Below are 23,744 nucleotides of genomic sequence, written 5' to 3'. Positions count from 1 at the left end.
AGCCCGCGACCAGCCCTGAGCAGTGGAAACGCCCGGTGGTCGCGTGGTCGCGGCCCCCGCCCAGCACCCCCGAAAACCGCCCCTGGGAGGCACCCGTGAGAGGCACCCTCACCGCGACCGGCATCCTGCTGGTCGTCGCCCTGGCCTACGCCGGCTCGTGCATCATCCGGCCATTCCGCGACTGCTGGCTGTGCGACGGTAAGGGCCACCACCGCAGCAAGCGGAAGCGGAAGCTGTCCCGCCCGTGCGGCTGGTGCAACCGCACGGGGAAGCGGCTCCGGTTCGGCCGGCGACTGTGGAACCGCGCCCGGCGCACAGCACGCGAGGCAGCCTGACCGAACAGAGAGCGGCCCGGCACCCCACTCTCTGGGGGTGCCGGGCCGCTTCACGCTCGACGCTGGCGGATCTACGCCCCGGAAGACTGGGACTTCCCGCCATCGCTCCGCAGTGGCCCGCGCAGTCGACTGCAAGCCGCGGTGGCGTTGACGCCGAGGTCTTATCGCTCGCGGTGCATCAGCAGCTGCCGCTCCCGCACCACCCGGTCCGTGGCGGCCCGCTTCACCTCGGCGGCCCGACGCCGCAGCGGCGCCATCGCCCGGTGCTCCCGCACCCGCGCGGCCACCCACGCCGCCCGCGCCTCCGAGAACTGCGACCCCACCGGCATGCCCCACTCACCCGGGAACGTCCCCATGCCGCGAGCACCCGCGCTCGTCTCCAGCTCTGCCATCACAGCACCTCCACCGCTGCGACCTCACGGTCGGCATCCGTCACCTTCGGACCCCGGACCGCACCGACCGCGCGGGCCACCAGCGAGCCCTCTTCGCTCTCGTCGTCCAGGTACACCAGCGGCAGCAGCGTGTTGCCGTTGATCCTCGGCCGCGGGTTCGCCCGCTCGAACTGCTCCCCGGCGTGACGGCCAGCCGCCCGCACCCGCGCGTAATCCTCCGGACCCTGCGACAGCGTGCCCACCGCGAAGTCGGCGCCGCCCCGCTTGCCCGGCTTACGGGACTCGGCTTCCTGCGCGTCACGAACCGCCGCCGTACGCCGCGCCTGCCACGCCTTCGAGTCCCGCTGCGCCTGCGCCCACGCGGCCTCATGGTCGCCGGCGGCCCGCGCCAGCACGTCACGCTTAGCCGACCACTTGGCGATCGCAGCCGGTGTGAACGCCGGCCGGCCGAACACGTCCACCGCGTCCGGCTCGACACCCATGTGCCGGGCCTGCGCGCAGATCCACTCCGGCTCTCCGGCGTCGTGCCGGAACCACGCCGCCCGCACCTCATCGACCGAGACGACCCGGTCCTCACTCTTCGCCATGCTCTGTCCTCACACTCGACGGGTGCCTGTCGGGGTGGGTGCGCCGGGCAAGTCAGCCGCGTGCTCGTTAACGGCCCGCCCGGTCGCACGTCCCACCCGTCGAGGCGGTGTAGTCAGCCTACCTGTAGTGCGTCTACTTATCCTTGGAGCCGCGCCCGACGCCGGTCGCCCCGCGCCCGCAGGTAGTCGATGATCGACCAGCCGGCCGCCTCACGCGCCACCTCCACCCGCGCCCGGTCCGCATCCGACAACGGCAACGGCAGGTCGAGCAGCTCCGGCGGGAACGGCCGCTGGTGCCCGTTCTGGTGGCGGCGCCTCACGCCGCACCCCGCCCGCCGTACACGCCGCGGATACCCCGCCGCTGAGTCCGGACCGCGTCGTCGTCATCCCCGATCGGCACCCGCAACGCCACCAGCAAGCGCGCCAAGGTGATCCGCTGCTGCCGCAGCTCAACCAGCGCCGGATGCGCCCGCTGCCCGTCGTCCTTCGCCGACACCATCGGCCCCTCGACGTCCACAACGGCCTGCAGCTGGTCGCACAGGTCAGCCGTACGGGACGCCTGCCGGAGGAGGGTCAACCCCTGCTCGCTCAGCTCGAATGCGTCCAGTACGGACCGCCACAGCCGGCTTCCGGCCGTTCCCAGGCCCTTTGGGGCCGCTGGTCTGGTCATGATCGACCTACCTTCCCGATCGTTTCAGGTCTCGCAGAGATAGATCCACTGCATTCGTGAGGTGGCCCCCCGTAGGGCAGGAGAAAAAACGGGGGTACCCGTACCCCTCGGGATGCCGGGATCATGGCTCTGCGTGGCTCTCAGCGGGTTGTTGCTGGTCACTGCGACCATCCCTCCGCCACCCGCGCCAGCGCAGCACGGTCGGCAGCCTCCCGGGCTATCGCCGACTCGTACGCGGACGTGTCCCAGAACTCGGCGATAGCGGCGGTGAACAGCTGACGCAGGTCGGCCGGGTCTAGCGCGTCGAGCTCCACCTGGACCAGTTCGCCGTGCCGGGCCACGAACGCACCAGCCCGTGAGTCCTCAGCCTTGCCCGGGTTGGGTGGCAGCCGGTACTGCCGCACCTGCTCGGCGGACAGTGCGACTCGGCGTACTTCCTGCCAGCAGTCGGTGCGGGCGGTGAAGTCCCGGTCGATGTCCTCACCGGAGGGGTCGTGGTCGCCGGCGTAGAGCAGCACCGCCGGCCGGCCACGTTCGCGCTGGTGGTCGACGACATCGCGGACGTAGGACTGTGACGCGTATCCGCCGAGGGCGAGCACTGGGAGGCCGAGGTGACCGAACCAGGCGCGCAGCTGCTCGACCATGCCGGCCTTCTCCACACCGAGGTACAGGGACACGTCCTGATCCTCGGTGCGGTCGACGCGGTACCAGGACAGCAGCGAGTCGAGTGCGTGCTCGGGGTCAGCGAACGAGGTGTACTCGTGGATGATCCGACCGCGGTCCATCAGGTCGGGGAAGGTGCCGTTGCGGCGGCCCTCTGCGGTCAGTGAGGACAGCCGCTTGTACGCCGACTGGGTGTTCGGGTAGAGCTGCTCCGACACGAGCCGGTAGTGGAGCTGGCGCAGAGTGACGCCGGTCGAGTACGTGCGGACGATCGCGGCGGCCCTGGTGATGATGGCGGGCCAGTCGATGCGGCTCATGCTGCGTCTCCTGGTCGTAGTGCTGCGCAGCCGGCGCAGTCGGGGTGCTCGGGCCGGTTGCTGCCGACCCACCAGTGGTGCGGGTTGGTGGGCTGTTCCCCGTTCCCCACACCTAGGGGCGGGAACAGGGGAACGCCATCACCGGCCGTTCCCTGTTCCCCGGGAACGTCGTGGGAACGGCGGGAACGCCATTCCTTGAGCGATGCGGCGGCCCGGTCGCTGCGCCACCGCAGCCGCTCCTTGACGTCCCGCACGCTCGACGGCGGCGGGTCGAGCCGGTCCAGCTCGGCCAGGTCGTCGAGGTTGACGCCGGCAGCGGCGGCGGCCTCGCCGAGCTGCGGCGTGGTGACCGTCCAGCGGAGCCGTTCGGTGCTGCTGTCCAGCTTGAACAGGCCGGCGCTCGGCTCCTTGCCCTCGGCCGGGCAGTGCCGCCGGAGACCGCCGTGCCGGTCCTTGTTGACGCTGAGGAACGCCGACCCGCCACGACCGGGCGTGAACTGCTCGTTGATGGTGACGCGGATGGACACGCCGCCGACGGCCCGGCGCTTGGCTGCGGTGCCGGTCGGCCCGCTGGCACGGCTCTCGGTGTTCTTCGGCAGGTGGTCGATGGCCAGCACCGCGGCGCCGGCCATCGCCAGCGGCTTGAGCACGCCCGTGTGGGCGAGGGTGAAGTCGTCCGGGGAGTTGCTGCTGAGGCCCATCAGCGGCAGCAGCTCGCCCACGGAGTCGACCACCGCGACGGCGGGGTGCCACCGCTTGGCGTCCTTGACGACAGCCATCAGGTGCGGCTTGTCCTCGGGCTCGACGTACCGGAACAGGTCAGGGTTACGCAACGTCTCCTCTGGCACCTCCATGTCGAGGAACCGGGAGATGGTGGCCTGCGCGCCGTTGTGGTCGATGTCGACGAACAGCACCTTCCGACCGGCGATCAGCGCCTCCGCTGCGGCGGCCTGCGCGACGAGCGTCTTGCCCGACTCCGGGTCGCCGAAGATGAGGTTGACTTGCCCGGCGTAGAAGATGGCATTGCCGTCGTCGCGGTGCAGCAGCACGGGCGCAGGCGGGTCGGGTAGACCGCCGTCGAGCATGGCGGCAACGTCGAAATAGAGGGCGTTCCCCCGTTCCCCACCCCTAGTGTCGGGAACGGGGAACGCCTCTTCGGTGGGGTCGATGAAGCCGGCGGCGATGGCGCGGTCGACGACCAGGGCGTCACTCACGCCGCCCACCTCCCGAGCACGTCACGCGCGGCCACACCGAGTTCGGTGCCGTTGGCCGGCGTCGAGTAGGGCTCGGGCCGGCGGGTGGCCGGTTGACCGATGGTGCGGATCAGCCAGCGGATGACGTCGCGCCGGTCGTACGGCTTGATGCCGATCGCCCGGGTGATCTCTTCGGCGATGGCGCGCTCTGCGGCGGCGTACCCGGCAGCCCAACCCTCGGCGTACTGGTGGGCGGCTTCCCACTCGGCCTGCTCGTGCAGGGCAGGCGGTAGGCTGAGCGTGGTCTCGCCGACCTGCTGGAGGGCCGCCTCACTACCCCTGGGGCGGCTTTTCTCATGCGGCTGCATTCTGGCCACCCCCGCCCGTCAGGAGGGCGGCGAGCCGGGCGCGCTGCTCTTCGGTCAGCGGCGGGGCCTCATCGACAAGGCGCCGGATGTAGTCCTCGGCGCGCTCGGCCCGGAAATCGCGCTGAGCGGCGATGGTGTCCGGGTCGTCGGGGGTGTATCGCCGCTTGTGGGCGATGGCAGAGCGCTTCCTGCGCTGGTCGGGGTTCAGCGGTGGCAGCTTCATTGGCGGACCGGCCTCCGGGCCGGCGGAGTCCTTGCCCCCTCGGTCGGCTAGCCCGACCAGCCAGGAGGGAACTCCTGCACTCTCTGAGTGCCCGCGGCTAGCCCCTCGGCGCCCCTCACGCCCGATCGGCGACTCCGACCGGCGCCCATGAGGCGGTTTCTGCCTATCCCGCAGTTCTGCCATGAGGCTAGCACCGAAGATCCGGTACAGACGCTGCGACGCAGTGTCGCTAGGGTTGTGCATGGGTCTGCTCGCCTTCTAGGGAGGTGGAGCGGATCAAGTCGTCCCCGGTTGGTGTTGCGAGCACCGCCGGGGGCGCATTCAGTTGTTGGGTCAGGTCTTCCAGGTGATCTCAACCTTGGTTGGGTCGAAGTCGCGGCGGCCACCGCCGCCGGGGTAGAGCACCACGCTCATCAAGGTCTGGATCACGGCCCGCTGCCGCTCGAGGCTCATCCGATCCCATACGGCCCGTACGTCGTCGGCGGTGACCAGCTCGGCGAGCACCGGGGCCCGACTGCTGTGCGAGACGGCGGCATCGATCTCGTCGAGCCGCCCACGGATGCGCTCCGATCCGGTGCGCAACTGGCCGCGGTCGATCGTGCCGTCGGCGAACGCGGCGGCCAAGTCGTCGAGCCGGACCCGCAGCGCAAGAGCTTCCTCCCGTAGTGCCGGCACGTCGGGCCGGTCGTCGTCGACCAGGAGGTCACGCGCGTCGGCCCGGGCCAGCCGCTCCAGCACCACCGCGGTCACGAAGTCGTCGACCCAATCCCGGCGCCGGCCGACGCACGCCCCGGCCCGGCACTTGTAGATGTACCGGTAGGTCTCGCTCGCCTGGTCGCGCTTGACGCCAGCGGAGGTGATCGACCCGCCGCACTTGCCGCACCTGGCGATACCCGAGAGCAGGTAGGCGGCCCGGTTGCCCGTGGTGGTCCGCCTCGACGGGTCGTTGAGCAAGGTGACCAGCGCCGCGTGAACCTCCTCGGAGAGGATGGCGGGCCACTGGCCCTTACCGACGATCTTGCCTCGGTACTCCGACAGCCCCGCTAGCCGGGGCCGGCGGAGTAGGTCACGCGCAGTCCCGGGTGACCACTTGTTGCCCCGGACGGTGAGCACGCCCCTGCTGTTGAGGTCGCGGGTGACCGCGCCGAGGGGCACGCCGGCGAGCAGCTGGTCCGCCATCTTGGTCACCTCGGCCGCCTCGGTGGGCTCGATGTGCAGACCGTCCTTGGTGTACCCGTAGCAGCGCCGGCCGCCGTGGTTGAGTCCGCGCTCGGCGCGCTGCTGGGCGGCACGGGCGACCCGCTCGCCCATCTCTTCGGCCTCTCCGGCGTCCTGGGCGGCGAGGGTGCGGGCGATCCGGCGACCCTGAGCGGTCCGTAGATCGAACTCCGGCGACCGGATGTAGGCGAACTCGATGCCGTGCTCGACGGCCAGGTCGATGAGGTCCTCGAACTCACGGGGGCGTCGGGTCAGTCGGCCGGTGGTGTACGTGGCGACCACCTCGAACTCGCCGGCCCGGGCGGCTTCGAGCATCCGGCGATACTCCGGCCGCGGCTTCTGTGACCGGCTCGACGCGCCGAGGTCGTTGTCGACGAAGTCGGCGACGTAGACCAGGCCGCGCCGCTCAGCCAGCGCGTCGAGGTCTTCGTCCTGGCGCTGTACGCCGAGTTCCTGACCTTCCCGGTCCTGGGAGATCCGCCGGTACTTCGCGGCAGGTCGTTTCGTCATGCGCTGGACAGTAGCACAACCGATTGGTTAGTCTTGCCCGACCCGGTGCCGCCGGTGACCAGGTACGCCAGCCGGGCCGCGACGACGGCGGCGAGCAGTGGTGCCACCGGTCGTGGCACAGTCCCCTGGCGCACCAACTCGTCGAGGGTGAACGGGCGGTGCCGGAAGGTCCGCAGGGACAGGTAGGGGCCCTCGGTCGCCACCGGGGGCAGAACGGCGTGCAGCCGGGTGCCGTCCGGAAGCCGCGCGTCCGCGCACGGGGAGCCGTCGTCGAGCCGCCGCCCGGCGCTGGCGATCAGCCGCTGCGCCAACCGGCGGACATCCTCCACCGAGCCCACCGGCACCGCGACCTGGTGCAACCCCGCTCCCCGGTCGGCCCAGACCCGGGTGCCGTTGACCAGCACGTCGGTCACCTCCGGATCGCCCAGCAGTGATGCCAGCGGCCCGGCGCCGACGAGGTCGTCGTGGACCCGGTCGGCGATCCGCAGCACGGTGGTGTCACCGAGCACCGCGGTGGTGGGCTCGGCCCGCACCGCGGAGACGATGGCCGCCGGGGTGACCGGGGTGGTGGCGGCGGCGATCCGTTGCCGCACCCGTGCGGCGAGGCTGTGGTCCTCCGGCCGGCCGGTCATGCCGCACCCGTCGCCGGCACGCCGGTGAGGTCGGTGACGATCCGCTGGCAGAGCGTGGCCAGCGGGCCCTTCCCGCCGGCGGCCGGCGCCTCGCCCCGTTCCAGGCCGCGGCAGAGCCCCGGCTCGGGGCGCAGCGTGCCGGCGAGGGGAAGACCGAGTGCCCGTGCCACCTCGGTCGCTCGCAAGTGGCCCGGCGCGGGGCCGCGCACCACCACCGAGAGGGTGGCACAGTGCGGGGCGGCGGCCGCCACCACTCGCGCGGCGGCCGCCGTGGCACGCAGCTCGGCCGGGACGACGATGAACGCCTGATCGGCCGCCTGCAACGCGATCACGGCGGCGTCGTCCAGTTGCCGGGGGAGGTCGACGACCACGAAGTCCCGGCCGCGCCGGGCAGCGTCGACGGTGGCGGCCATCGCCGCCGCGGGCAGGGCCAGCAGGTCGCCGCGATCCCAGGAGAGCACCACCAGGTCGCCCCGGCTGGGCAGGGCCCGGACCAGCGCCGGGGCGTCGACCCGTCCGTCCGCACCGGTGAGCGACGGCCAGCGCAGCCCGTCCAGTTGCTCCCAGCCCAGCACGAGGTCGAGGCCACCGCCGAGCGGATCGGCGTCGACGAGCAGGGTGCGCAGCCGCGACCGGGCGGCGGTGACGGCGAGCCCGCCGGCGAGCACACTCGCCCCGGCGCCGCCCCGACCACCGAGCAGCGCGACGATCCGGGCGCCGGAGCCGTCCGGCCGGTCCGAGCCCTGCTCGGCGAACCGATCCACCAGCCACGGCTCAGCGGCGGGCAGCGTGGCGACGTGCTCGGCGCCGATCAGCTCGGCGATCTGCCAGCCGGGGTCGAGCTGGCCGGTCCGGCCGACCAGCACCAGCCGGGATCGCTGCGGCAGCCGGGCCCGCAGGCACGGCTGCGCCTGGTCGGCGCCGAGCAGCACCAGCGGTGCGGGGAGCCAACGGGTGCGGGCGGCGGCCGGGTCGGCGGCGAGCTCCACCTCGGTGCCGCCGGCGGCGGCGAGCCGGAGCAGGTCGTCGAGCAGGTCGCCGTCCTCCGTGACGACCAGCGGCAGTCGGCGGATCGGCGGAACGGAGGTACGGGGTGGCATCGCGGCCTCCAGCGGTCGGGCTCGGTTGTGCCGCCGACCCTGCTCGGGATCCGCCCCGCAATCCGCCCCGACCACGCCGCCTGTGGACAACGCCGGGGGCTGTGGACAACGCCCGGCGAGACAGTTGATCTGCTACGTGCGCGGGGATGTCCGGCCGATGCTCCGCCTCGATGGAAAGCGCAGCGAGGCCGCTCCCGAGGGAGCGGCCCCGCTGTCCTCGGTCAGCCGACTCGGTCGGTCCAGGCGGTAGCGATGATCACTTTGTACGAGCTGATCCGGACGGGCGCGAGCGTCAGGCGCTCGTAAGCGAGCAGTTCGCCCGTCCTCGGGTCGAAGATCAGCAGAGACTGCGCGTCGTGCGGGCGATCGTCGAAGGTGACCGCTACGCCCGTCCGGCCGGCACGGTCCGTCACCCGACCTCGCCACCGGAAGCCCGGAACGTCGGCGAGGATCCGCAGGATCTCCGCGCGGGTCTGACGCGGTACGACGTACCGCCCGTAGATCGTGCTGACCTCCTTGCTCACCGCACCCGCGCCGTAGGCGGCCTTCAGCAGTTCGCGGAGCTGCGACCGGTCAGCCGACGGAGCCGTGAGGGCCATGGGTGGCAGCGGGACGGTGGCGGGCGCGGGGGTGCCGGCGACGGCGGGGCCCTTCCCGAGATTGCGCTGCCAGTAGTCCCGGGATTCCTGATCGGGGTACTGCGGTTCCAGTTGGATGGTGACCTGGTTACCGGTCCCGTCGGCGGCCTGCCAGACCTTCGTCTCGTCGGCGAAGGCGACACGGTGTCGGCCGTCGGCGGAGGTCATCACCGGGTCGCCCCACAGCTTCGTGTGGTGGTACATGTAGCGCCCGCTGCGGTTGTCGTACTCCGTGTCGACGAGCGCGCCGGCCAGTGCGCGCAGCTGCGGGCCGGCCGCCGGCGGGTCCGAGTCGAACTGGTACGCGACCGGCACGAGCACCGATCCCGCTGCGGCACCCGGCACGTCCGAGGTGTGCGGGGCGGCCCCCTCGAACGGCTGAAGCACCGCCACGGCGCCGGCCGCGACCGCGAGCGTCCCGGCCGCCAGGACCAGCCGGCGGGTCGGTCGTACGCGGCGATGGCCAACGGCCGACTCGGTGGCACCGGCGCGGTCGATCAGGTCGTGCGCCGAGACCGGCGGCGGCGTGACGGCGATGTTCCGGGCCGGGTCCACCGGGCCGAGAAGGGTACGGGTTCGCTCTGCTCCGAACATCACAGATCCTCTCGAGTGCTCGCCAACACCGCGCGCCGGGGCGGGGCGGGCTGGTCTGACATGGCTTCGGTGAGGCGGCGGCGGGCACGGTGCAGTCGCACCGCCGCGGTCGCGCGGGTACAGCCCAGAACCTGGGCCGCCTCGGAGACCGTCAGCTCCTCCCAGCCGATCAGCCGGAGGATCTCCTGATCGAGGTCGCCGAGCGTGGCCAGGGCCACCCGGACGTCGGTGACCCCCACGGTCACGTCGGCGCCGGACGGGTGCGCCCCCCGATCCAGGTCGGCGTCGGTGATCGGCAGGACGTCCGGAGCGGCGCGCCGGGACCTCCACTGGTTCGCCAGCAGGCGCCGGGCCACCCCGTACAGCCAGGGCAGGCTGTGGTCCGGCACCTCGCCGCGACGCCGCCAGGCGACGACGAAGACCTCCTGAGCGAGTTCCGCTGACGCGTACCCGTCGTCGAGTCGGCGCTGGCCGTACCTCACGATGTGCGCGTACTCGGCGGCATAGAGGCTGGTGAACCAGGCCTCGTCGCGTCTCTCCGGTGGACCCACCCCGAACTCCCCACTGCCTCGACGACTCTCACCCTGGCTTGTGTCGCGAGCGACGCGAGGATTACCGCAGCGGGCGGCCTGCGTTGCTGGCGGAGGCTCTCCCGCCGCTGCTCTCCTGGCTCACGGTGTTGGATGACACGCCGCCCGGCTGCGCGCGTAGCCGTGTCCGGTGTCCCAGGCTTGGGCGGTGGCAGAACCTGTTCGCGAACCAGGAAGGTCAACGGCCTTCGGCGCGGAGCGCAAACCCGTACGGCTCGTCGCCTTCAGCGACGCGGTCTTCGCGATCTCCATCACCCTGCTCGTCCTGGAGATCCACCCGCCGGAGGACACCCGGCACCTGATCCACGGTCTCGCTGCGTTGTGGCCGTCCTACCTTGCTTACGCCCTCACCTTCCTTCTCATCGGGCAGGTGTGGGCCAACCACCACGTCATGTTCGACCACCTCCGCGGCGTCGACCGGGTGGTGCTGTTGCTCAACACCCTGCTGCTGATGACCATCGCGTTCCTGCCATTCGCCGCTTCCGTGCTGGCCGCCGCGTTCCGCGACGGACATGGGCAGCGCACCGCCGTCGTCTTCTACGGCATCGCGCTCGGAGTGGCAGCTTCTCTGTTCAACGCGATCTGGGCGTACGCGCGCCGTGATCATCGACTGCTGGGCGCCACCGTCGATCCCGGCGGCGCGAGAGCCATCAGCAGGCGTTTCCGGATCGCACCCTTCTGGATCGCCGCCGGAGTGGTGCTGGGTGCCCTGGTCCCCGTCCTCGGCGTGGCCGTGATCACCGCGCTGATCCCCTTCTACTGGCTGCCAATAGCGGGTGAGATCGCCCGGCCGAAGCGTCGGCGCGGTGGCGGCGGTCGGGAGTAACCCCCCTTGGGAGTGGGAAGGACAGGGGCCGCTACCTCGATCGTTCCCACCCGTACCGAAGCCAACCGGGCCTCGTCCTCTCATGCGCCGTTCCACCAGGTCCTTGCCACCGGGTGATCGTGCCGGCGTTCGAACACCCGTAGCTGCTCACTGCCCGATACGCACCGGCTCCGACCGGGTCCACTCGTACATCCGGTGGTCGCGGTGGAACTCGAGGAGACCTACTTGATCGAGCTTCACCACGGCCGGCCCAACCTCAACCCGCTCCAGCGCTGCTGCGATGGGTTCGGCTGACTGGGCCGTGTTCGAGTACGCGACGCTCACATGCGGTCGAAAGCTCCGCGCGTGCTCGGGCGCCAACTCCGCGTCGTCCTCGCCGAGGACATGACCAAGCACTTCCCGCACCGCGTCACGCACCGTCGCGATGGGGGCCGGCGGATCGGCGGGGAGGTAGACAGCCTCCTTACGAACGACAGGCCGGTGGAACGTGACGACAGGCGCGGAAAGCCCCGCGAGCCTCTCTCGGATCCCGTGCTGCAAACGTGCAACCTGCTCGTCGTCCAGGTCGTCGATGAAGCCGATCCCCTGCATCGTCAGGTGCAGCCAGGTGGAGGGGATGAGGTCGAGGCCGGGAAACGTTCGTAGCGACTCCTGGTAGCGCCGCGCCAGTTCCGCCAGCTCGGCATGCTCTCCGACGCTGAAGTGGCAGGCGTAGTAGTGGCGGCCCGCCTGCCAGCCTGGCCGCCACCACCAGTGGTCCTGCATCTTGTCGACGTGCTCGATCGGAGCGGGCATCTTCTCCCCCACTGGATGTCCGACAGGCCCTCGGCGTCTTCGGGTTCCTGAGTTACCGCGTGGTCATTGTTCGCAGTTGCCGTCCCCGGTGAAACAGCCCGCCAGGGGGTGGCTAGATCGGGAAGCGGCCGCGCCGCCACTGCCAGTGACGGCCGGCCTTCAGGTGGTCGACGATCGCGCGCTGGAGAACCGTGCGGCGTGGCAGCTGGTCGAGCGGCGTGGTCAGGGTGCGGAACCCGAACCGCAGCACCTCGACGTCGGCGTCCAGCCCTTCCGGCTCCTCGTAGGGCTCCAGCTCGAATCTCCGCTGGAACCGGACGATGTTGGAGTCCGCGGGCAGGTACTCCAGCAGCTGCGGGTCGAGCAGCCACGAGCCGCAGGAGAACGCCGTGTAGCGCTCGTCGGGAAAGTGGCGCGGGAAGAACGCGCGGGCCTCGTCGAGCGATGCCGCGACCGCCTCCGGGGTCAATGGCCCGGAGTCGGGGATGTGCAGGTCGATGACGGTGCCGCCGCGCTGGTGCTGCAGCCGGCCCAGCTCGTAGATGCCGCCGCGCGCGTGCAGCGTCAGCCAGCTCTGCATGACCGGCCAGCCCTCGCGGTGCATCCGCCGGTCGATCGCGAGGTTGCGGCCCAGGTCCGCGAGGGTCACCCACGACACGGCATCGGCGACGCCGTGGTCGCGGTGGTACCCCGTGACGACGTCGACCAGGGCCAGGTACGCGTACACGTAGAGATGCCGCCAGGCGGGGCCCCGTTCACGCGGCAGCGCCGGACCGGGCGACAGCCAGCCGTGGCTCCCGAGATCGGCGCGGACCAGGGCGATCGAGCGGTCCAACAGCCAGCGCAGCTCCGGAGTCCACAGCGGAGAGTCGGGGTCGGGCCAGCCCGCCATGATCTCGGCGACGTCGTCCGGCCGCACCGCGAGCCGGTCGAGGATCGCGGGCGCGTCGGCCTTGGCGGGCAGCGGAGCCGACGGCCGGTCGCCGGCGAGCTGGTGCACGCGGTCGACGTCCTCGACGGGCACCCCGAGCCGGGAGGCGGTGTCGTCCAGATCCACGCCGCCGACCCTACCGGCCGGTGGGATCGCCCCTCCCGCGCACATCGAGGGAGACGGCAGCGACTACCCCGAGCGTGACCGAGGACGACCCGTGACCTGCGGTGGCGCTCCCACCGGAAAGGGACGACCCCCGTCGGGGGGATGCGGCCTCAAGCTGTCGGCCAGTGCCGGCCGGTGATGGCCAGTATCGACGACCAGGTGCCGGGCGTCGTCGGTTGACCTTCGGGACCGATCCACATCGAGGATCTCGCTGCCTTCCTGCTGCTTCGCTGCTCGCTGACATCCCTTCAGAGGAGCTGCTCCGTTGCTGCTGCGGTCTGGCATGCTCGTCGATAGACGTTGGCAGGAGGAGATAGATGGGCAAGAGAAGTAACCGATCGTCGGGGGACCCGATCAAGGTCATCGCCGACTACACGACCACCCCTCTCGGCACATGGACTGTCTGCATCTCGGTGGCGGGCTCAGAAGAGGGCCGAGCCGGTGGAGCCGCGCTCTACGAGGCGTTCCATCAAGCGCTCGACGTCTTCGACGACATCTCGCGCCACTACGGCGGTCGACCATGCATGACTGTGCACCGCCTGAACGGAAGCGAGGAGGCCTTCGCTCATCTCGCCGAGGAGCATCAGCTTCGCCTCCCGGAAGGCCGCGGCGTGAGCGCCACTCTCTGGAACGGCGGATGATTCAGCCCGCTCGACACTGAACCTGCTCTTCGCCTGCCGCGTGCCCCCACACTGTCGGGAGCGGCGTGAATAATGCGATGGGCATGATCAAGGGCCCGGTTCCCGAGGCCCTGAGCCGGTGGGGGTGGATGTGGCCGGGTTGACGCTGGAATCGGCAGTTTCGCGGTTCGGTAAGGCGGCGAAGGACAAGCTCGTCTCGCCAGCGGTCCGGGGTGAGCCGGAGGACCAGCTTCGGGCTCCGACTGAGCAGCTGCTCGCCGACCTTGCCGCCCTGTGTGAGCTTGATCGAGCCGCGCTTGTGCTGGTGGGCGAGTCTTCTCTGTCTGACCTCAAGACCCGGCCGGACTTCGCGGTGAGCTACCAGCAGGGGCTAATCGGGTTTGTCGAGCTGAAGGCACCAGGGAAGGGCGCGGACCCCCGTCGGTTTAAGGACCCGCACGATAAGGAGCAGTGGCGGAAGCTTCAGGCGCTGCCCAACTTGATCTACTCCGACGGCGGCTCGTTCTCCCTGTGGCGGAACGGGCAACTGGTCGGTCAGATCGTCCAGCTCACAGACGACCTGTACGTCAGCGGCGCGGCTCTTGCTGCACCCGCTCAACTTCTATCCCTCTTCCACGACTTTTTCTCGTGGGCCCCGATACCACCCCGCACCCCCAAGCAGTTGGCCGAGGTAAGCGCTCGGCTCTGCCGTTTGGTGCGTGCCGAGGTTGCTGAGCAGCTCGACCAGTCAGACCGAACGTTGACTGGGCTTTTTGCCGACTGGCGTAACCTGCTGTTCCCCGAAGCAACCCACGAACAGTTCGCCGACGGCTACGCCCAGGCGGTCACCTTCGGCCTCCTGCTAGCCCGCGCTCAAGGGGTCAGCCTGTCAAGCGGGCTGGATGGAGCGGCCAAGAAGCTGGCGGCCACCCACTCGCTGATCGGCACCGCGCTACGGGTGTTGACCGACCCTGTGGTTAAGGACAACGCCCTCGCGACCTCCGTTGCCACTCTGAGCCGCGTGCTAGGCAGTGTGGATTGGCCGGCGATTTCCAAGGGTGATCCAGACGTCTGGCTGTACTTCTACGAGGACTTTCTCGCCGAATACGACAGCAGCCTGCGCCGTAAGACCGGCTCCTACTACACACCGGTTGAAGTAGTGCGAGCGATGACCCGGCTGGTTGACGAGCTGCTGCGGGACAGGCTCAACCTCCACGACGGGCTGGCCAACAATGCCGTCACCCTGATCGATCCCGCCCTGGGCACCGGGACCTTCCTGCTGGAAGTCGTCAGAGTGATTGCCGAGCGGATCGCCGACGACCGAGGCGAAGGGGCCGTCCCGGCAGGCATCACCGCAGCTTTGTCCCGCCTGATCGGCTTCGAAATTCAACTCGGACCATTTGCTGTCGCGCAACTGCGAATTCTGGCCGAGCTGGTCAGCTTGGGGGCGGGGACGCTACCGGAGGGCACCCTCCGCACCTATGTGACCGACACCCTTGGCAACCCATTCGCCGAGGAACAGGGCCTTGGCTCGCTCTACGAGCCGATCGCCCGTTCACGCCGCGCCGCCAACAGGATCAAGCGCGAAGAGCCGGTCCTTGTGGTGCTTGGCAACCCGCCGTACAAGGACAAATCGCGTGGCAAGGGCGGCTGGATCGAGTCGGGGAACCCAAACGTAGGCCAAGCCGCCCCGCTGGCCGACTTTGTGCCACCGGCTGGCTGGGGCGTAAGTGCCCACGTCAAACACCTCTACAACCCGTACGTCTACTTCTGGCGCTGGGCCACCTGGAAGGTCTTCGACCGTCATCCTGAGGCCGGCCGTGGCGTCATCTGCTTCATCACCGTCGCTGGTTTCCTTGATGGGTCAGGCTTCCAACGGATGCGCGAGTACCTGCGCGGGACTGCCGACCAGATTTGGGTGATTGACTGCTCGCCCGACGGGCACCAGGCGGATACGAACACCCGCATTTTCCAGGGAGTGCAGCAACCGGTCTGCATCGTGCTCGCCGTGCGCGACGGATCAACTAAGGCGGACGAGCCAGCCCCGGTGCGGTTCCGTAGCCTGCCCAAGGGCCGACGTACGGACAAATGCGCCGCCCTCGGCGTGGTCTCGCTGGCGAGTGACGGTTGGCAGGACTGCCCGGACGACTGGCGAGCACCATTCCTGCCCGCGAGCGGTGGCCTATGGGCAGGTTTCCCGAGCCTAGACGATCTGCTGCGGTATTCCGGGTCGGGCATGATGCCGGGCCGGACTTGGGTGATTGCGCCGGACCAGGACACGTTGGCCGAGCGTTGGCGTGCGTTGACCACGGCGAAGTCTGCGGACAAGCCGAACTTGCTGTCCGAGCACAAGCGAGATCGAAGAGTCGACACCGTACTTTCAGATGGCTTGCCGGGCTTTCCGGCCACCCGTACTCCCATCGGTGATGAGACCGGACCCTGTCCGACGCCGGTCCGAGTTGGCTACCGATCCTTTGACCGGCAGTGGATCATTCCGGACAAGCGCCTAATCAATCAGCCCAACCCCACCCTCTGGTCACTGCGCTCAGATCGGCAGCTCTACCTGACAGCCCCGCACGACATTGCACCGACCGGCGGCCCAGCCGTCACCTTCACTTCAGAAGTACCCGACCTGCACCACTACAAAGGAAGTTTCGGCGGCAGGACTTACCCGCTGTGGCTAGATCGGGACGGCTTGGCATCCAACGTAGTACCGGGCCTGCTGGAGCACCTCGCCAACGCCTACAGCAGGCAAGTCCGCGCATCCGACCTTTTTGCCTACCTGGCGGCCGTGCTCGCAAACCCTGCTTTCCCTGCAACCTTCGCCGAAGACCTGAGCACCCCTGGCATCCGAGTCCCACTTACCGCCAATGCAGACCTATTTCGACGTGCCGTTGAGATCGGCCAACGAGTGCTTTGGCTTCACAGCTACGGCCAACGCTTCTACGACGCAGCAGCCGACAAGCCCAGGCGTAGCCCACGCCTCGGTCCGAAGACCGCGCCGAAGGTGCTTCCTGGACACGCCATCCCGGGCGATCCAGAGCACATGCCCGACGGCCGGCTCGGCTACGACGCCGACAAGCACGAGTTGATCGTCGGCGATGGCCGGATTGGCAACGTAACCCCAAAGATGCGCAACTACGAGGTCTCTGGGGTCAACGTGTTGGACAAGTGGTTCAGCTACCGCCGTCGCAGCAGGGATCGGCCGATGATGGGCGATCGCCGCGTCTCCGCGCTGAACAGCCTCCAGCTTGATCACTGGCCTGACGACTACACCATTGAGCTGATCGACCTGCTCAACGTGCTGGGGCTACTCATCGAACTGGAGCCTGACCAAGCGGCCCTGCTCGACGAGATCGTCGTCGGGCCGCTGGTAACTGTCGACACGCTGAAGAAAGCCGGAGTTTTGCCCGTACCGCCCGATGCTCGCAAGGTGGCCAAGCCCGTAGCAGTGTCGCCTGAAGATCCCGTCCCGCTTTGGTGATCGAGCCTGCACCGAACCTGAAGCGCCGACCGTAGCCTCACTGCCATCCCGACGCTCCTATGCATGTCAATCTCCGCCGGCAGTCTCGCTGACGGGGCTTGACCTCCTCGTCCCGAAGGAATGATCACAAGCTGGTGAGCTGCGAAGCAGCGCGGGTGAGCTGCTGACGCCGCGTCCTCTATCGTCCACGTCTGTCCGTCGTTGCTCGCGTCAGTCGTCACCCAGCTAGTCACTCAACGGCGGGCCGGCCCCTCAGTGGCTCATCCCAGGACAGCAAGTCCACCGAAGGCGGCCGTATTTTCCACTTCGACGCCAATTACCAGTTTCATGTGAGACTGGGTCGGCGCTGCCAGAAGCCGGTCGGTTCGCACAGTGAATCCTGTTATCAAGCTGTCGTCATCGAGCAAACAATGTAACGGCTTTTGATCATCACCTGGTGTCCACCCCGACGGAATGTCCTGCGGTTGAGTCGGGCGGGTAAGCGCATCAAAGAGGGTCTTTAAGCGGTTGTCGATGTCACCCCTTGGCTTCACTACACCTCCGGGGGCTTCTGGGCGGAGCATCAAGATCTCCAGGTGCGCTCGAAAGTTCCAGCGTGGATGAACCACCGAGCAGAAGTCGTATCCGCCAACCGTGGACACGTTCGGACCACCCATGTCATAGAACTGTGCCAACGGCTTATGCTGCCAAAGCTCCCTTAGCTGCGGGTGCAGCGCCAGACGGATGTCATGTTTCTGGCTCGGCCGGCCGTTTGTCGCGAGCGGACCTTCATATGTGAGCATGAACTTCACACAGCGAAACCATACGTGGTTGCTGCCATCCCGTCTGCCGCCGACCCGCCCTCCTGGGGAGCGGGCCGCCGCCCGGCCCGCCACGTCAAGCGGACCTTGACGCACGTTCGGACGCTGGCGGGCCGGGCGGTGGTCTGCTCGGCTCGCCCGGGTCGTCGGCTGGCGGGATGGCCCTGCGCAACCACCCACGGACCGCGACCCGCCGACGGACCCCCGGCCATCTCGGAGTCGTTGCGCCCCCGCCGGAGGCAGCGGTAACCGCGACCCACCCGCCGCCGCGACCCGCCGCGCGGACCCGGCATGCCCTTACTCCGCCGCGCCGATCGGGCGCGGCCCGGCCGGCTGCCGGCTCACAAACCTCAACCACTCTCGCCGCTACCGTCTGCGGCGGCCCCGGGCTTCCCGCTCTCCGCGCCAGCCGCCGGGCGTTCTGCGTGGCCGGAGTCGGAGCGCCAGCGGAGCGACGGACGCGCGCCCAGGCGGCGGCGCGTGCGGCCCGTCTCGGGCCGCCTTGAAGACGTACAGAAACTTTGCACAACCTCGCCGGCAGCCGGTCGGATCGTACGTGTGTTCGACTAGATTGTTGCCGGTGGAGGTACGGGGGCGCTGGTGGAACGGGTCGTGGGGTCGCATCGCCCGGCGGGACATCTGGCTGCTCTCCGACGGTCGGCTCTGGCGAGTGCGAGGCCGCCTCGGCGGTGACGGGGGGCAGGAAGTCTCGTACGACTTCCCGGACGAACCCGCTGCCCGCTCGATGGTCGGCCGGATGATGAAGGCCTCGGCCGGCACGTGGCGGGATCTCACGGAGGCGATCCGGCAAGAGTCCACCCGCCGGCGGACTCATTAGATGGACCGGTCGGACCCGATAGCGCTCAACGGCAGGCGTCTGCCCGGACGTGCACACCGCACCACGGCGGCAGGTCGGCTGACCACACACGCCAGCCCCCGGCGTCTCGCCGAGTCTCGAACCGCCACGGGTGGGCTGTACCGCTGAGGTTGATCTGCTCGTGCCACCAGATCGCATGGACCTGGGCGGTCACCGCCGCGCGGTCGTCGCCCTGGTCCTCGACGTCAATCCGTCCGACCACCTCAAGCTTCGACGGCACGTTGGCGCGTTCCATCTCGCCGCGGTACTCACGCCACTGCCGCAGCAGCTCGTCATGACGCCTGCCGGCCAGCACCCGCGACAGGCCGATCTGCTCTCCGCTGCTCATCTGGAGTACGTACACGTTTACGGCCGCGTCCGGTGTTGCCTCACCTCGCTCTGCTTTCGCCTGCCGCAGGACGGCCCACGACACGGGCACTGCTACGACCCCGGTACACAGCACGGCTAGAAGCGAGAGAACCACCCACGGCCAATGGCGCGGCGAGCGCACCAACGGTTTGCCTGCCGCCGGCCGGCGACCCGGCAGGATTGGCGCGTCCCCTGGTCCCATAGAAGGCAACATATGCCTCCCGTCGGTTTCCTAGCCAGTGCCGGTCGTCGGCCTCGGCCGCCATTGGCCGTTGGTGCCAGAATGGAGCCGTGGAATCTGGCCCTGACACGACTGCGGAGTGGTGGACGACCTCCGACGTAGCGGCGTACCTCGGAATCAAAGTCGCGACGGTGACGAACTACCGGAAGCGGGGTCAGATGCCGGAGCCGGATGCCACGGTGGGCCGCACGCACATGTGGCGCCCGAGCCGAATCATGACCTGGCATGAAAGTCGCCCACGCCCAGGCGTCGGCGGTCGTACAAGCCGAGCAAGCGGGGACGGAGACGACGGCGTGGTCAGCTCGCGCTGAGGGTTCGCACCTCATCGAGGTACGAGGTGGCCTCCGGTTCCTTCGGGTATCGCTCGCGCACCAGCGTCGCCAGTTCCTTCGAGACCAGCAGCAGTGAGGGCAGCGACTTGCGACCTCCCTCTAGCGCCTGCCGCCCGTAAGAGACTGCCCTCTCTAGGTCGCCTGCCCTAGCCGCCACCACGCCCAGCGTTATCCGGGCTTCCGCTTGGCGCATCGGCTTTCGGTCGGTCCCGTCCGGGTCCGTCGAGGAACGGATTACCTCACGGGCATACATCTCTGCGAGGCGGTCTTCTCCTGCGATGCGGTAGCAGTCCATGGCGTAGAAGTCGAACTTTGCCGGGTCCACCACGAAGTGGTGGTCGGTGTCCTCGGGATACGGCAAGGATTCAAGCAACGTGCGGCCCTTGTCCAATGCCGTCTCCACCTGTCGTCTGTCGCCGAGCCGTGCCCACGCCTTGGCGCGCTGCGCGGCCAGCTGCACGGCCGCCCCGTCATGGCTGGCAACTGCCTCGCCTGCCTCAGCGGCCGCGATGACGCCTCGGTAGTCGCCTTGCGTCAGCGCGTACCAGGCTCGCATCTCGTAGGCCCAGCCTGAGATGGCGGCATTGCCGGCTTCCTCGCCGAGTGTCAACGCCGCCTTGCGGGTGCCTTCGGCAACGTGACGAAGGCCCATGTCGTACTCCACGCAGCCAACGAGCAACGCGACCCAGCCCGCCAGGGTCAACACCTCCTGGTGCTGAGCGAGGGTTAGCCGGCGATCCTTCAGTGCGGTGATCCGGCGCAGCCACGCGCGGCCCTCCACCCGTAGCTGCTCCGGTGCCATATAGGGGTACTCGCAGCACAGACGATCAGCGGTGATCCGCAGCGCTTCAAGAGTGGCGTTCGATACGTCGGAGCTACGGAGGCGGGCAAGAATCTCCACCGTCTCCATGCCGGTTCCCGCGATTAGTTCCGCGTCAGCCTCATGAGGTGCCGCCGGCGGGAAGAACGCAGCCGTGACGGTGCCGAACGTCTTAGCGATGAGGGCCTTGTAGAAGGCGTCAGGCTCGGAGCTTCCCGCCTCCCACCGCTTCCAATTCCGAAGCATGGTGCTGTCGGCCGGGAGTTGCTCGGCGGCGTGCGCGCGCATGGCACGCACAGCTTCCCCCTGCGACCACCCCCGTGCGGTGCGCTCAGCCCTCAGCCTGGTCGCCCAGACGGGTCGGTCGAGGTCAGCAGCCACGTCAGCCATAAGTCCAGTATCGCCCCGACCCAGGGGACATGGCGAGGGGACTTAGACCTGTCACCGCAGTGACACCTGTCGTTCTGGCGCAGTGAAGGCGATCGTTTGGGTGTCAGCGAAACGCCGGAAGAACTCCGGTTGGAGTCTGGCGCAGTACCAACTGAGTTGGTACTTTGAAAGTGAGGCAGTCATCCATCAGGGGATGCGCCTAGACCACAGGAGGTATCTCGTGAAGCTGTACGTGGACACCCAGAGCAAGCAGGTCCAGGTGACGAAGGACCCGGAGCCGAAGAACGACCAGAACGGCAACCAGCGGTCGGAGAAGAACACTGGCCGGCTCATGTGGTCGACCCAGGTCTTCGTTCTCGACGAGACTGGCGGCGAGATCATCACCATCACCACGGCGGGTGAGAAGCCGGGCGTGACGGTGGGACAGCTCGTCGCTGTCGAGCAGTTGGAGGCCATCCCGTGGGCGACCAACGGGCGCAACGGCGTCGCGTTCCGTGCGATCTCGCTGAAGCCGAAGGCTGGTACCTCGGCGGCGAAGTAGGCCCTCGATCACCGTGCTGTGTTCGCCACTGGTGTCCGTGGCAACCCCGAAGCGGCCTGAGGTCCGCTGATCCACAAGTGAAGAAGGCAGTCCGAGGGCGGCTCTGGCGTCCAACGTTCTCGGCCTGGTGACCACGCCCGGTGGTCACATCCCGTAAGAGCTGGCGCGGGGTCGGTACTGGCGTCCAAACCTGCCGACCCCGTGCCCTCCACTCATCCAACCCAACTCGCGATTGGGAGGACTCGTCGTGTCCAAGTCTAGCCCCCGCCGCCCCTTCGGCGGCAGAAGCAACCAGACGGTGACGGTCATCGAGGCCAAGGTCCACCGTTCCTCGGCCCGCAACGCCCGGTTGGCGTTCATCCTCACGGCGGTCATCATCGGCCTTCTCGCGGCCGTGGTGGCCGCCTCGTCCGTTCACCCCATCCTGGGGCTGTTCATCGGCGCGGCCATCGGCACCCCGTGCGGTGCGCTGGCCTGGCTGCTGGTCCGCATCTGGCCGGTCCTACGGCTGCTGTGGTGGTGGACCCCCGAGATCGTCCTGACGGTCGCGGTGCTCACCTTCTGGGTGCAGCTGGCCAACCGCACCCCCGCCCCGGTGACCCTGGTGGTCCTGGTCCTGGTCGTCGGCGTTCCCGCCGCCGTCCCGGCCTGCCGCAGAGCCTTGGTTGCCTGGACCTGGTGCCTGATCGTGCGGCATCGGCTGCGCGTGTGCTTCGCGCAGTTCATCATCGCCAACCAGTCCGGCAGCCTGCCGCTGATCCTGTGGGCCAAGCCCACGCCGGTCGGCGAGCGGGTCTGGGTCTACCTGCGACCCGGCCTCTCCCTCGCCGACCTGGAGGGCCGCCTCGACCGCATCGCGGTCGCCTGCCACGCCGCCACCGCCCTGGTTGAGCGGGCCTCCGACGGCAACGCCGCCTACCTGCGGTTCGACATCAAACGCCGCGAGGTGCTGACCGCCACGGTCGGCTCCCCGCTGGTCGACGTCATCCACCCCGACACCCCGACCGCCGACCGGCCTGCGCCGGTGATTCCGACGGCTCTGGACCTGCCCGACGTCGACGCACCCGTCATCACCCTGCCGGTGCAGAAGAAACCGGCCACCACCTCCGCAAACGGCAGCAAGCCCGCGGCATCGTCCGCGCCGTCCGACACGGACGACGTCTCCGACTGGATCTGACCGGTGACGCAGATCGAGTACGACGAGGCCACCGACGGCTTCTACTTCCACTGCTACGCCTGCGGCCAAGAGGGCCGCTCGTGGGACCGGCGTCGTGACGCCGAGCTCGACGCCGATCGGCATGACGAGCTGCACGACGACGGATTGATCTGACCCCAACCCAACCCATGGACGCGGAGAGCCCTGCGGCTCGTTCGTGTGGCTCTCCGCGCCCACCTACTGCCCAAGGAGGGCACCCATGACCGCCACGACACCCGCCCCTGCTGCGGGGGTTCCGGTGGGGCCTGGCTTGTCGATGTTCGACCCCATCTTCGTCGGCATCGACGAGTTCGGTCAGCCCGTCTACATCACCCTCGCCTACCGCAACCTCCTCGCCGGCGGCGAACCCGGCGGAGGCAAAAGCGGCCTGCTCAACGCCATTGCCGCCCACGCCGCCCTCGCCGTCGATTCCCGCCTCGTGCTCCTCGACGGCAAGCTCGTCGAACTCGGGCAGTGGGAGGACTGCGCTGATGCGTTCATCGGCCCCGACATCACCGCCGCGCTGACCGTCCTTCGACGGCTCCAGCAGGTGATGAACAACCGCTACGCCTGGCTGCGCGCTCATGGGCGCCGCAAGCTCACCGCCGCTGACGGCCTGTCGGTCATCACCACGCTCATTGACGAGATCGCCTTCTACTCGGCCACCATCGGCAGCAAGCAGGAGCAGGAAGAGTTCGTCGCCCTGGTCCGCGACCTCGTCGCCCGAGGGCGTGCTGCCGGCATCCCCGTCGTCGCCGCCACGCAGCGACCGTCCTTCGACATCATCCCGACCAGCCTGCGGGACCTGTTCGGCTACCGTGCCGCGTTCCGCTGCACCACACCTAACAGCTCCAACATCGTGCTGGGTCACGGCTGGGCGGAGCAGGGCTACTCGGCCACCGACATCTCGCCCAGCAACCAGGGGGCGGCCTACCTCATCGCCGAAGGCGGCGTTCCCCGCCGCATCAAGGTCGCCTACCTGTCGGATGCCCAGATCGCCGGCATTGCCGACTACGCCGCCTGGATCCGCCGACCCACCGGCTTATCCGTCCCGGTCGGCTCTACCTCTGAGTGGGAGGCCGTGGCATGAGCACCCGCGAGCGGACCTACGCCAAGGCAAGCAACCAGCGGGCCGCACAGTTCACGGAACTGTGGATCACCGGCAGTCCCGAGGACATCGCCGCTCTCGTCCAGGCCGTCGCCCGCAGCGGCCGGCTCGTCTACGTCTCCGCACCCACCCGCGCGCCGGGTGACGACAACCGCCACCGCCGCTACCTGCGGCTCCGCGCCCGATAGCACGGCCGACAGGACCGGATCTGCCTCGCAAGCTCGCCGGTCCTGCCGACCAC

General features: G+C 69.1%; 28 protein-coding genes and 1 pseudogene. 11 read left to right on the top strand and 18 right to left on the bottom strand.

The annotated features are described in order from the left end of the window. Nucleotides 1–95 precede the first annotated feature (95 nt). Complete coding sequence (locus KBX63_RS11810) at nt 96–335, top strand: hypothetical protein (RefSeq protein ID WP_210911057.1); 240 nt, start codon at nt 96–98, stop codon at nt 333–335. Nucleotides 336–496: 161 nt separating this feature from the next. On the opposite strand, the gene KBX63_RS11805 is transcribed toward KBX63_RS11810, so the two are convergent. The 13 genes and pseudogenes from KBX63_RS11805 to KBX63_RS11745 form a co-directional block, all read right to left on the bottom strand. Further along, nucleotides 497–727 (bottom strand): hypothetical protein, encoded by a 231-nt coding sequence (locus KBX63_RS11805; RefSeq protein ID WP_210911056.1) that lies wholly within the window; start codon nt 725–727, stop codon nt 497–499. Continuing rightward, a complete protein-coding gene (locus KBX63_RS11800) occupies nt 727–1,314 on the bottom strand; it encodes a hypothetical protein (protein ID WP_210911055.1) in 588 nt (195 codons plus the stop codon). The genes KBX63_RS11805 and KBX63_RS11800 overlap by 1 nt, the downstream gene beginning before the upstream one ends. A gap of 137 nt (nt 1,315–1,451) precedes the next feature. Then, nucleotides 1,452–1,634, bottom strand: coding sequence for a hypothetical protein (locus KBX63_RS11795; RefSeq protein WP_210911054.1), 183 nt, complete (start codon nt 1,632–1,634; stop codon nt 1,452–1,454). Then, nucleotides 1,631–1,984 carry a hypothetical protein gene (locus tag KBX63_RS11790; RefSeq protein WP_210911053.1) on the bottom strand — a complete coding sequence of 118 codons (354 nt, stop codon included), beginning with the start codon at nt 1,982–1,984 and terminating at the stop codon, nt 1,631–1,633. The genes KBX63_RS11795 and KBX63_RS11790 overlap by 4 nt, the downstream gene beginning before the upstream one ends. A gap of 158 nt (nt 1,985–2,142) precedes the next feature. After that, nucleotides 2,143–2,964, bottom strand: a complete 822-nt coding sequence (locus KBX63_RS11785; protein WP_210911052.1) for a hypothetical protein — start codon at nt 2,962–2,964, stop codon at nt 2,143–2,145. Continuing rightward, entirely contained in the window at nt 2,961–4,178 is a 1,218-nt protein-coding gene (locus KBX63_RS11780; protein ID WP_210911051.1) for a hypothetical protein, read from the bottom strand. The genes KBX63_RS11785 and KBX63_RS11780 overlap by 4 nt, the downstream gene beginning before the upstream one ends. Then, nucleotides 4,175–4,525, bottom strand: coding sequence for a hypothetical protein (locus KBX63_RS11775; protein ID WP_210911050.1), 351 nt, complete (start codon nt 4,523–4,525; stop codon nt 4,175–4,177). Before KBX63_RS11775 ends, KBX63_RS11780 begins: the two co-directional genes overlap by 4 nt. After that, nucleotides 4,512–4,748 (bottom strand): hypothetical protein, encoded by a 237-nt coding sequence (locus KBX63_RS11770; protein ID WP_210911049.1) that lies wholly within the window; start codon nt 4,746–4,748, stop codon nt 4,512–4,514. The genes KBX63_RS11775 and KBX63_RS11770 overlap by 14 nt, the downstream gene beginning before the upstream one ends. A 333-nt stretch (nt 4,749–5,081) precedes the next feature. Then, nucleotides 5,082–6,476, bottom strand: coding sequence for a recombinase family protein (locus KBX63_RS11765; protein ID WP_210911048.1), 1,395 nt, complete (start codon nt 6,474–6,476; stop codon nt 5,082–5,084). An 8-nt stretch (nt 6,477–6,484) separates the two neighbouring features. Further along, nucleotides 6,485–7,108 (bottom strand): annotated as a pseudogene (locus tag KBX63_RS11760) (ATPase, T2SS/T4P/T4SS family); the annotation flags it as partial. Next, nucleotides 7,105–8,208: a septum site-determining protein Ssd gene (gene ssd / locus KBX63_RS11755; protein ID WP_210911047.1), complete on the bottom strand. Its 1,104-nt coding sequence runs from the start codon at nt 8,206–8,208 to the stop codon at nt 7,105–7,107. The gene ssd and the pseudogene KBX63_RS11760, both read right to left, overlap by 4 nt. 221 nt (nt 8,209–8,429) lie before the next feature. Next, nucleotides 8,430–9,440, bottom strand: a complete 1,011-nt coding sequence (locus KBX63_RS11750; RefSeq protein WP_210911046.1) for a CU044_5270 family protein — start codon at nt 9,438–9,440, stop codon at nt 8,430–8,432. Continuing rightward, a complete protein-coding gene (locus KBX63_RS11745; protein ID WP_210911045.1) occupies nt 9,440–9,991 on the bottom strand; it encodes an RNA polymerase sigma factor in 552 nt (183 codons plus the stop codon). Before KBX63_RS11745 ends, KBX63_RS11750 begins: the two co-directional genes overlap by 1 nt. Before the next feature lie 187 nt (nt 9,992–10,178). On the opposite strand from KBX63_RS11745, the gene KBX63_RS11740 reads away from it, so the two are divergent. Beyond that, on the top strand, nt 10,179–10,856 hold the full coding sequence (locus tag KBX63_RS11740) for a TMEM175 family protein (RefSeq protein WP_210911044.1): 678 nt from the start codon (nt 10,179–10,181) through the stop codon (nt 10,854–10,856). Between the two features lie 147 nt (nt 10,857–11,003). Here KBX63_RS11740 and KBX63_RS11735 read toward each other — a convergent pair whose 3' ends face one another. Both KBX63_RS11735 and KBX63_RS11730 read right to left on the bottom strand, forming a co-directional pair. Further along, nucleotides 11,004–11,651 carry a 2'-5' RNA ligase family protein gene (locus tag KBX63_RS11735; protein ID WP_210911043.1) on the bottom strand — a complete coding sequence of 216 codons (648 nt, stop codon included), beginning with the start codon at nt 11,649–11,651 and terminating at the stop codon, nt 11,004–11,006. A gap of 112 nt (nt 11,652–11,763) precedes the next feature. Further along, nucleotides 11,764–12,708, bottom strand: coding sequence for an acyltransferase domain-containing protein (locus tag KBX63_RS11730; protein WP_210911042.1), 945 nt, complete (start codon nt 12,706–12,708; stop codon nt 11,764–11,766). A 356-nt stretch (nt 12,709–13,064) separates the two neighbouring features. Here KBX63_RS11730 and KBX63_RS11725 point away from each other — a divergent pair, with 356 nt between their 5' ends. Together KBX63_RS11725 and KBX63_RS11720 are read left to right on the top strand one after the other, a co-directional pair. Further along, the gene (locus KBX63_RS11725) at nt 13,065–13,388 is read left to right on the top strand and encodes a hypothetical protein (RefSeq protein ID WP_210911041.1); all 324 of its coding nucleotides are present in this window, start codon (nt 13,065–13,067) and stop codon (nt 13,386–13,388) included. Nucleotides 13,389–13,506: 118 nt separating this feature from the next. Then, the gene (locus KBX63_RS11720) at nt 13,507–16,851 is read left to right on the top strand and encodes a type ISP restriction/modification enzyme (protein ID WP_210911040.1); all 3,345 of its coding nucleotides are present in this window, start codon (nt 13,507–13,509) and stop codon (nt 16,849–16,851) included. 260 nt (nt 16,852–17,111) lie between these two features. Here the strand turns inward: KBX63_RS11720 and KBX63_RS11715 are convergent, their stop codons facing one another. Further along, nucleotides 17,112–17,642 carry a hypothetical protein gene (locus KBX63_RS11715; RefSeq protein ID WP_210911039.1) on the bottom strand — a complete coding sequence of 177 codons (531 nt, stop codon included), beginning with the start codon at nt 17,640–17,642 and terminating at the stop codon, nt 17,112–17,114. Nucleotides 17,643–18,231: 589 nt separating this feature from the next. Here KBX63_RS11715 and KBX63_RS11710 point away from each other — a divergent pair. Further along, nucleotides 18,232–18,489, top strand: coding sequence for a hypothetical protein (locus KBX63_RS11710; RefSeq protein WP_210911038.1), 258 nt, complete (start codon nt 18,232–18,234; stop codon nt 18,487–18,489). Between the two features lie 25 nt (nt 18,490–18,514). On the opposite strand, the gene KBX63_RS11705 is transcribed toward KBX63_RS11710, so the two are convergent. Next, complete coding sequence (locus KBX63_RS11705; RefSeq protein WP_210911037.1) at nt 18,515–18,856, bottom strand: hypothetical protein; 342 nt, start codon at nt 18,854–18,856, stop codon at nt 18,515–18,517. 311 nt (nt 18,857–19,167) lie between these two features. Between KBX63_RS11705 and KBX63_RS36695 the strand changes: the two genes are divergently transcribed. After that, nucleotides 19,168–19,428 carry a helix-turn-helix domain-containing protein gene (locus KBX63_RS36695; protein ID WP_210911036.1) on the top strand — a complete coding sequence of 87 codons (261 nt, stop codon included), beginning with the start codon at nt 19,168–19,170 and terminating at the stop codon, nt 19,426–19,428. Here KBX63_RS36695 and KBX63_RS11695 read toward each other — a convergent pair. Beyond that, on the bottom strand, nt 19,415–20,557 hold the full coding sequence (locus KBX63_RS11695; RefSeq protein WP_210911035.1) for an XRE family transcriptional regulator: 1,143 nt from the start codon (nt 20,555–20,557) through the stop codon (nt 19,415–19,417). The two genes, KBX63_RS36695 and KBX63_RS11695, sit on opposite strands and share 14 nt — an antisense overlap. A 322-nt stretch (nt 20,558–20,879) precedes the next feature. Between KBX63_RS11695 and KBX63_RS11690 the strand changes: the two genes are divergently transcribed. The 5 genes from KBX63_RS11690 to KBX63_RS11670 all read left to right on the top strand — a co-directional run bounded on the left by KBX63_RS11690 (nt 20,880) and on the right by KBX63_RS11670 (nt 23,691). Then, a complete protein-coding gene (locus KBX63_RS11690; RefSeq protein WP_089003163.1) occupies nt 20,880–21,200 on the top strand; it encodes a hypothetical protein in 321 nt (106 codons plus the stop codon). A 298-nt stretch (nt 21,201–21,498) separates the two neighbouring features. After that, nucleotides 21,499–22,377 carry a hypothetical protein gene (locus KBX63_RS11685; RefSeq protein ID WP_210911034.1) on the top strand — a complete coding sequence of 293 codons (879 nt, stop codon included), beginning with the start codon at nt 21,499–21,501 and terminating at the stop codon, nt 22,375–22,377. A 3-nt stretch (nt 22,378–22,380) separates the two neighbouring features. Then, nucleotides 22,381–22,530, top strand: coding sequence for a hypothetical protein (locus KBX63_RS11680; RefSeq protein WP_210911033.1), 150 nt, complete (start codon nt 22,381–22,383; stop codon nt 22,528–22,530). An 85-nt stretch (nt 22,531–22,615) separates the two neighbouring features. Beyond that, entirely contained in the window at nt 22,616–23,485 is an 870-nt protein-coding gene (locus KBX63_RS11675; protein WP_210911032.1) for an FtsK/SpoIIIE domain-containing protein, read from the top strand. Beyond that, complete coding sequence (locus KBX63_RS11670) at nt 23,482–23,691, top strand: hypothetical protein (RefSeq protein WP_210911031.1); 210 nt, start codon at nt 23,482–23,484, stop codon at nt 23,689–23,691. Before KBX63_RS11675 ends, KBX63_RS11670 begins: the two co-directional genes overlap by 4 nt. Nucleotides 23,692–23,744 lie beyond the last annotated feature (53 nt).

Origin of the sequence: Micromonospora sp. U21, assembly GCF_018070045.1 — a bacterium.
GTDB lineage: Bacteria > Actinomycetota > Actinomycetes > Mycobacteriales > Micromonosporaceae > Micromonospora.
This window is presented reverse-complemented; position numbering and strand designations above follow the sequence as displayed.

Excerpts from the sequence above, each read along its gene's own strand:
- KBX63_RS11735 (WP_210911043.1), bottom strand. The coding sequence starts at position 11,651 with ATGCCCGCTCCGATCGAGCACGTCGACAAGATGCAGGACCACTGGTGG.
- KBX63_RS11800 (WP_210911055.1), bottom strand. The coding sequence starts at position 1,314 with ATGGCGAAGAGTGAGGACCGGGTCGTCTCGGTCGATGAGGTGCGGGCG.
- KBX63_RS11770 (WP_210911049.1), bottom strand. The coding sequence starts at position 4,748 with ATGAAGCTGCCACCGCTGAACCCCGACCAGCGCAGGAAGCGCTCTGCC.
- KBX63_RS11765 (WP_210911048.1), bottom strand. The coding sequence starts at position 6,476 with ATGACGAAACGACCTGCCGCGAAGTACCGGCGGATCTCCCAGGACCGG.
- ssd (WP_210911047.1), bottom strand. The coding sequence starts at position 8,208 with ATGCCACCCCGTACCTCCGTTCCGCCGATCCGCCGACTGCCGCTGGTC.
- KBX63_RS11775 (WP_210911050.1), bottom strand. The coding sequence starts at position 4,525 with ATGCAGCCGCATGAGAAAAGCCGCCCCAGGGGTAGTGAGGCGGCCCTC.
- KBX63_RS11805 (WP_210911056.1), bottom strand. The coding sequence starts at position 727 with ATGGCAGAGCTGGAGACGAGCGCGGGTGCTCGCGGCATGGGGACGTTC.
- KBX63_RS11725 (WP_210911041.1), top strand. The coding sequence starts at position 13,065 with ATGGGCAAGAGAAGTAACCGATCGTCGGGGGACCCGATCAAGGTCATC.
- KBX63_RS11705 (WP_210911037.1), bottom strand. The coding sequence starts at position 18,856 with ATGAGCAGCGGAGAGCAGATCGGCCTGTCGCGGGTGCTGGCCGGCAGG.
- KBX63_RS11695 (WP_210911035.1), bottom strand. The coding sequence starts at position 20,557 with ATGCGCGCGCACGCCGCCGAGCAACTCCCGGCCGACAGCACCATGCTT.
- KBX63_RS11750 (WP_210911046.1), bottom strand. The coding sequence starts at position 9,440 with ATGTTCGGAGCAGAGCGAACCCGTACCCTTCTCGGCCCGGTGGACCCG.
- KBX63_RS11785 (WP_210911052.1), bottom strand. The coding sequence starts at position 2,964 with ATGAGCCGCATCGACTGGCCCGCCATCATCACCAGGGCCGCCGCGATC.
- KBX63_RS11675 (WP_210911032.1), top strand. The coding sequence starts at position 22,616 with ATGACCGCCACGACACCCGCCCCTGCTGCGGGGGTTCCGGTGGGGCCT.
- KBX63_RS11670 (WP_210911031.1), top strand. The coding sequence starts at position 23,482 with ATGAGCACCCGCGAGCGGACCTACGCCAAGGCAAGCAACCAGCGGGCC.
- KBX63_RS11790 (WP_210911053.1), bottom strand. The coding sequence starts at position 1,984 with ATGACCAGACCAGCGGCCCCAAAGGGCCTGGGAACGGCCGGAAGCCGG.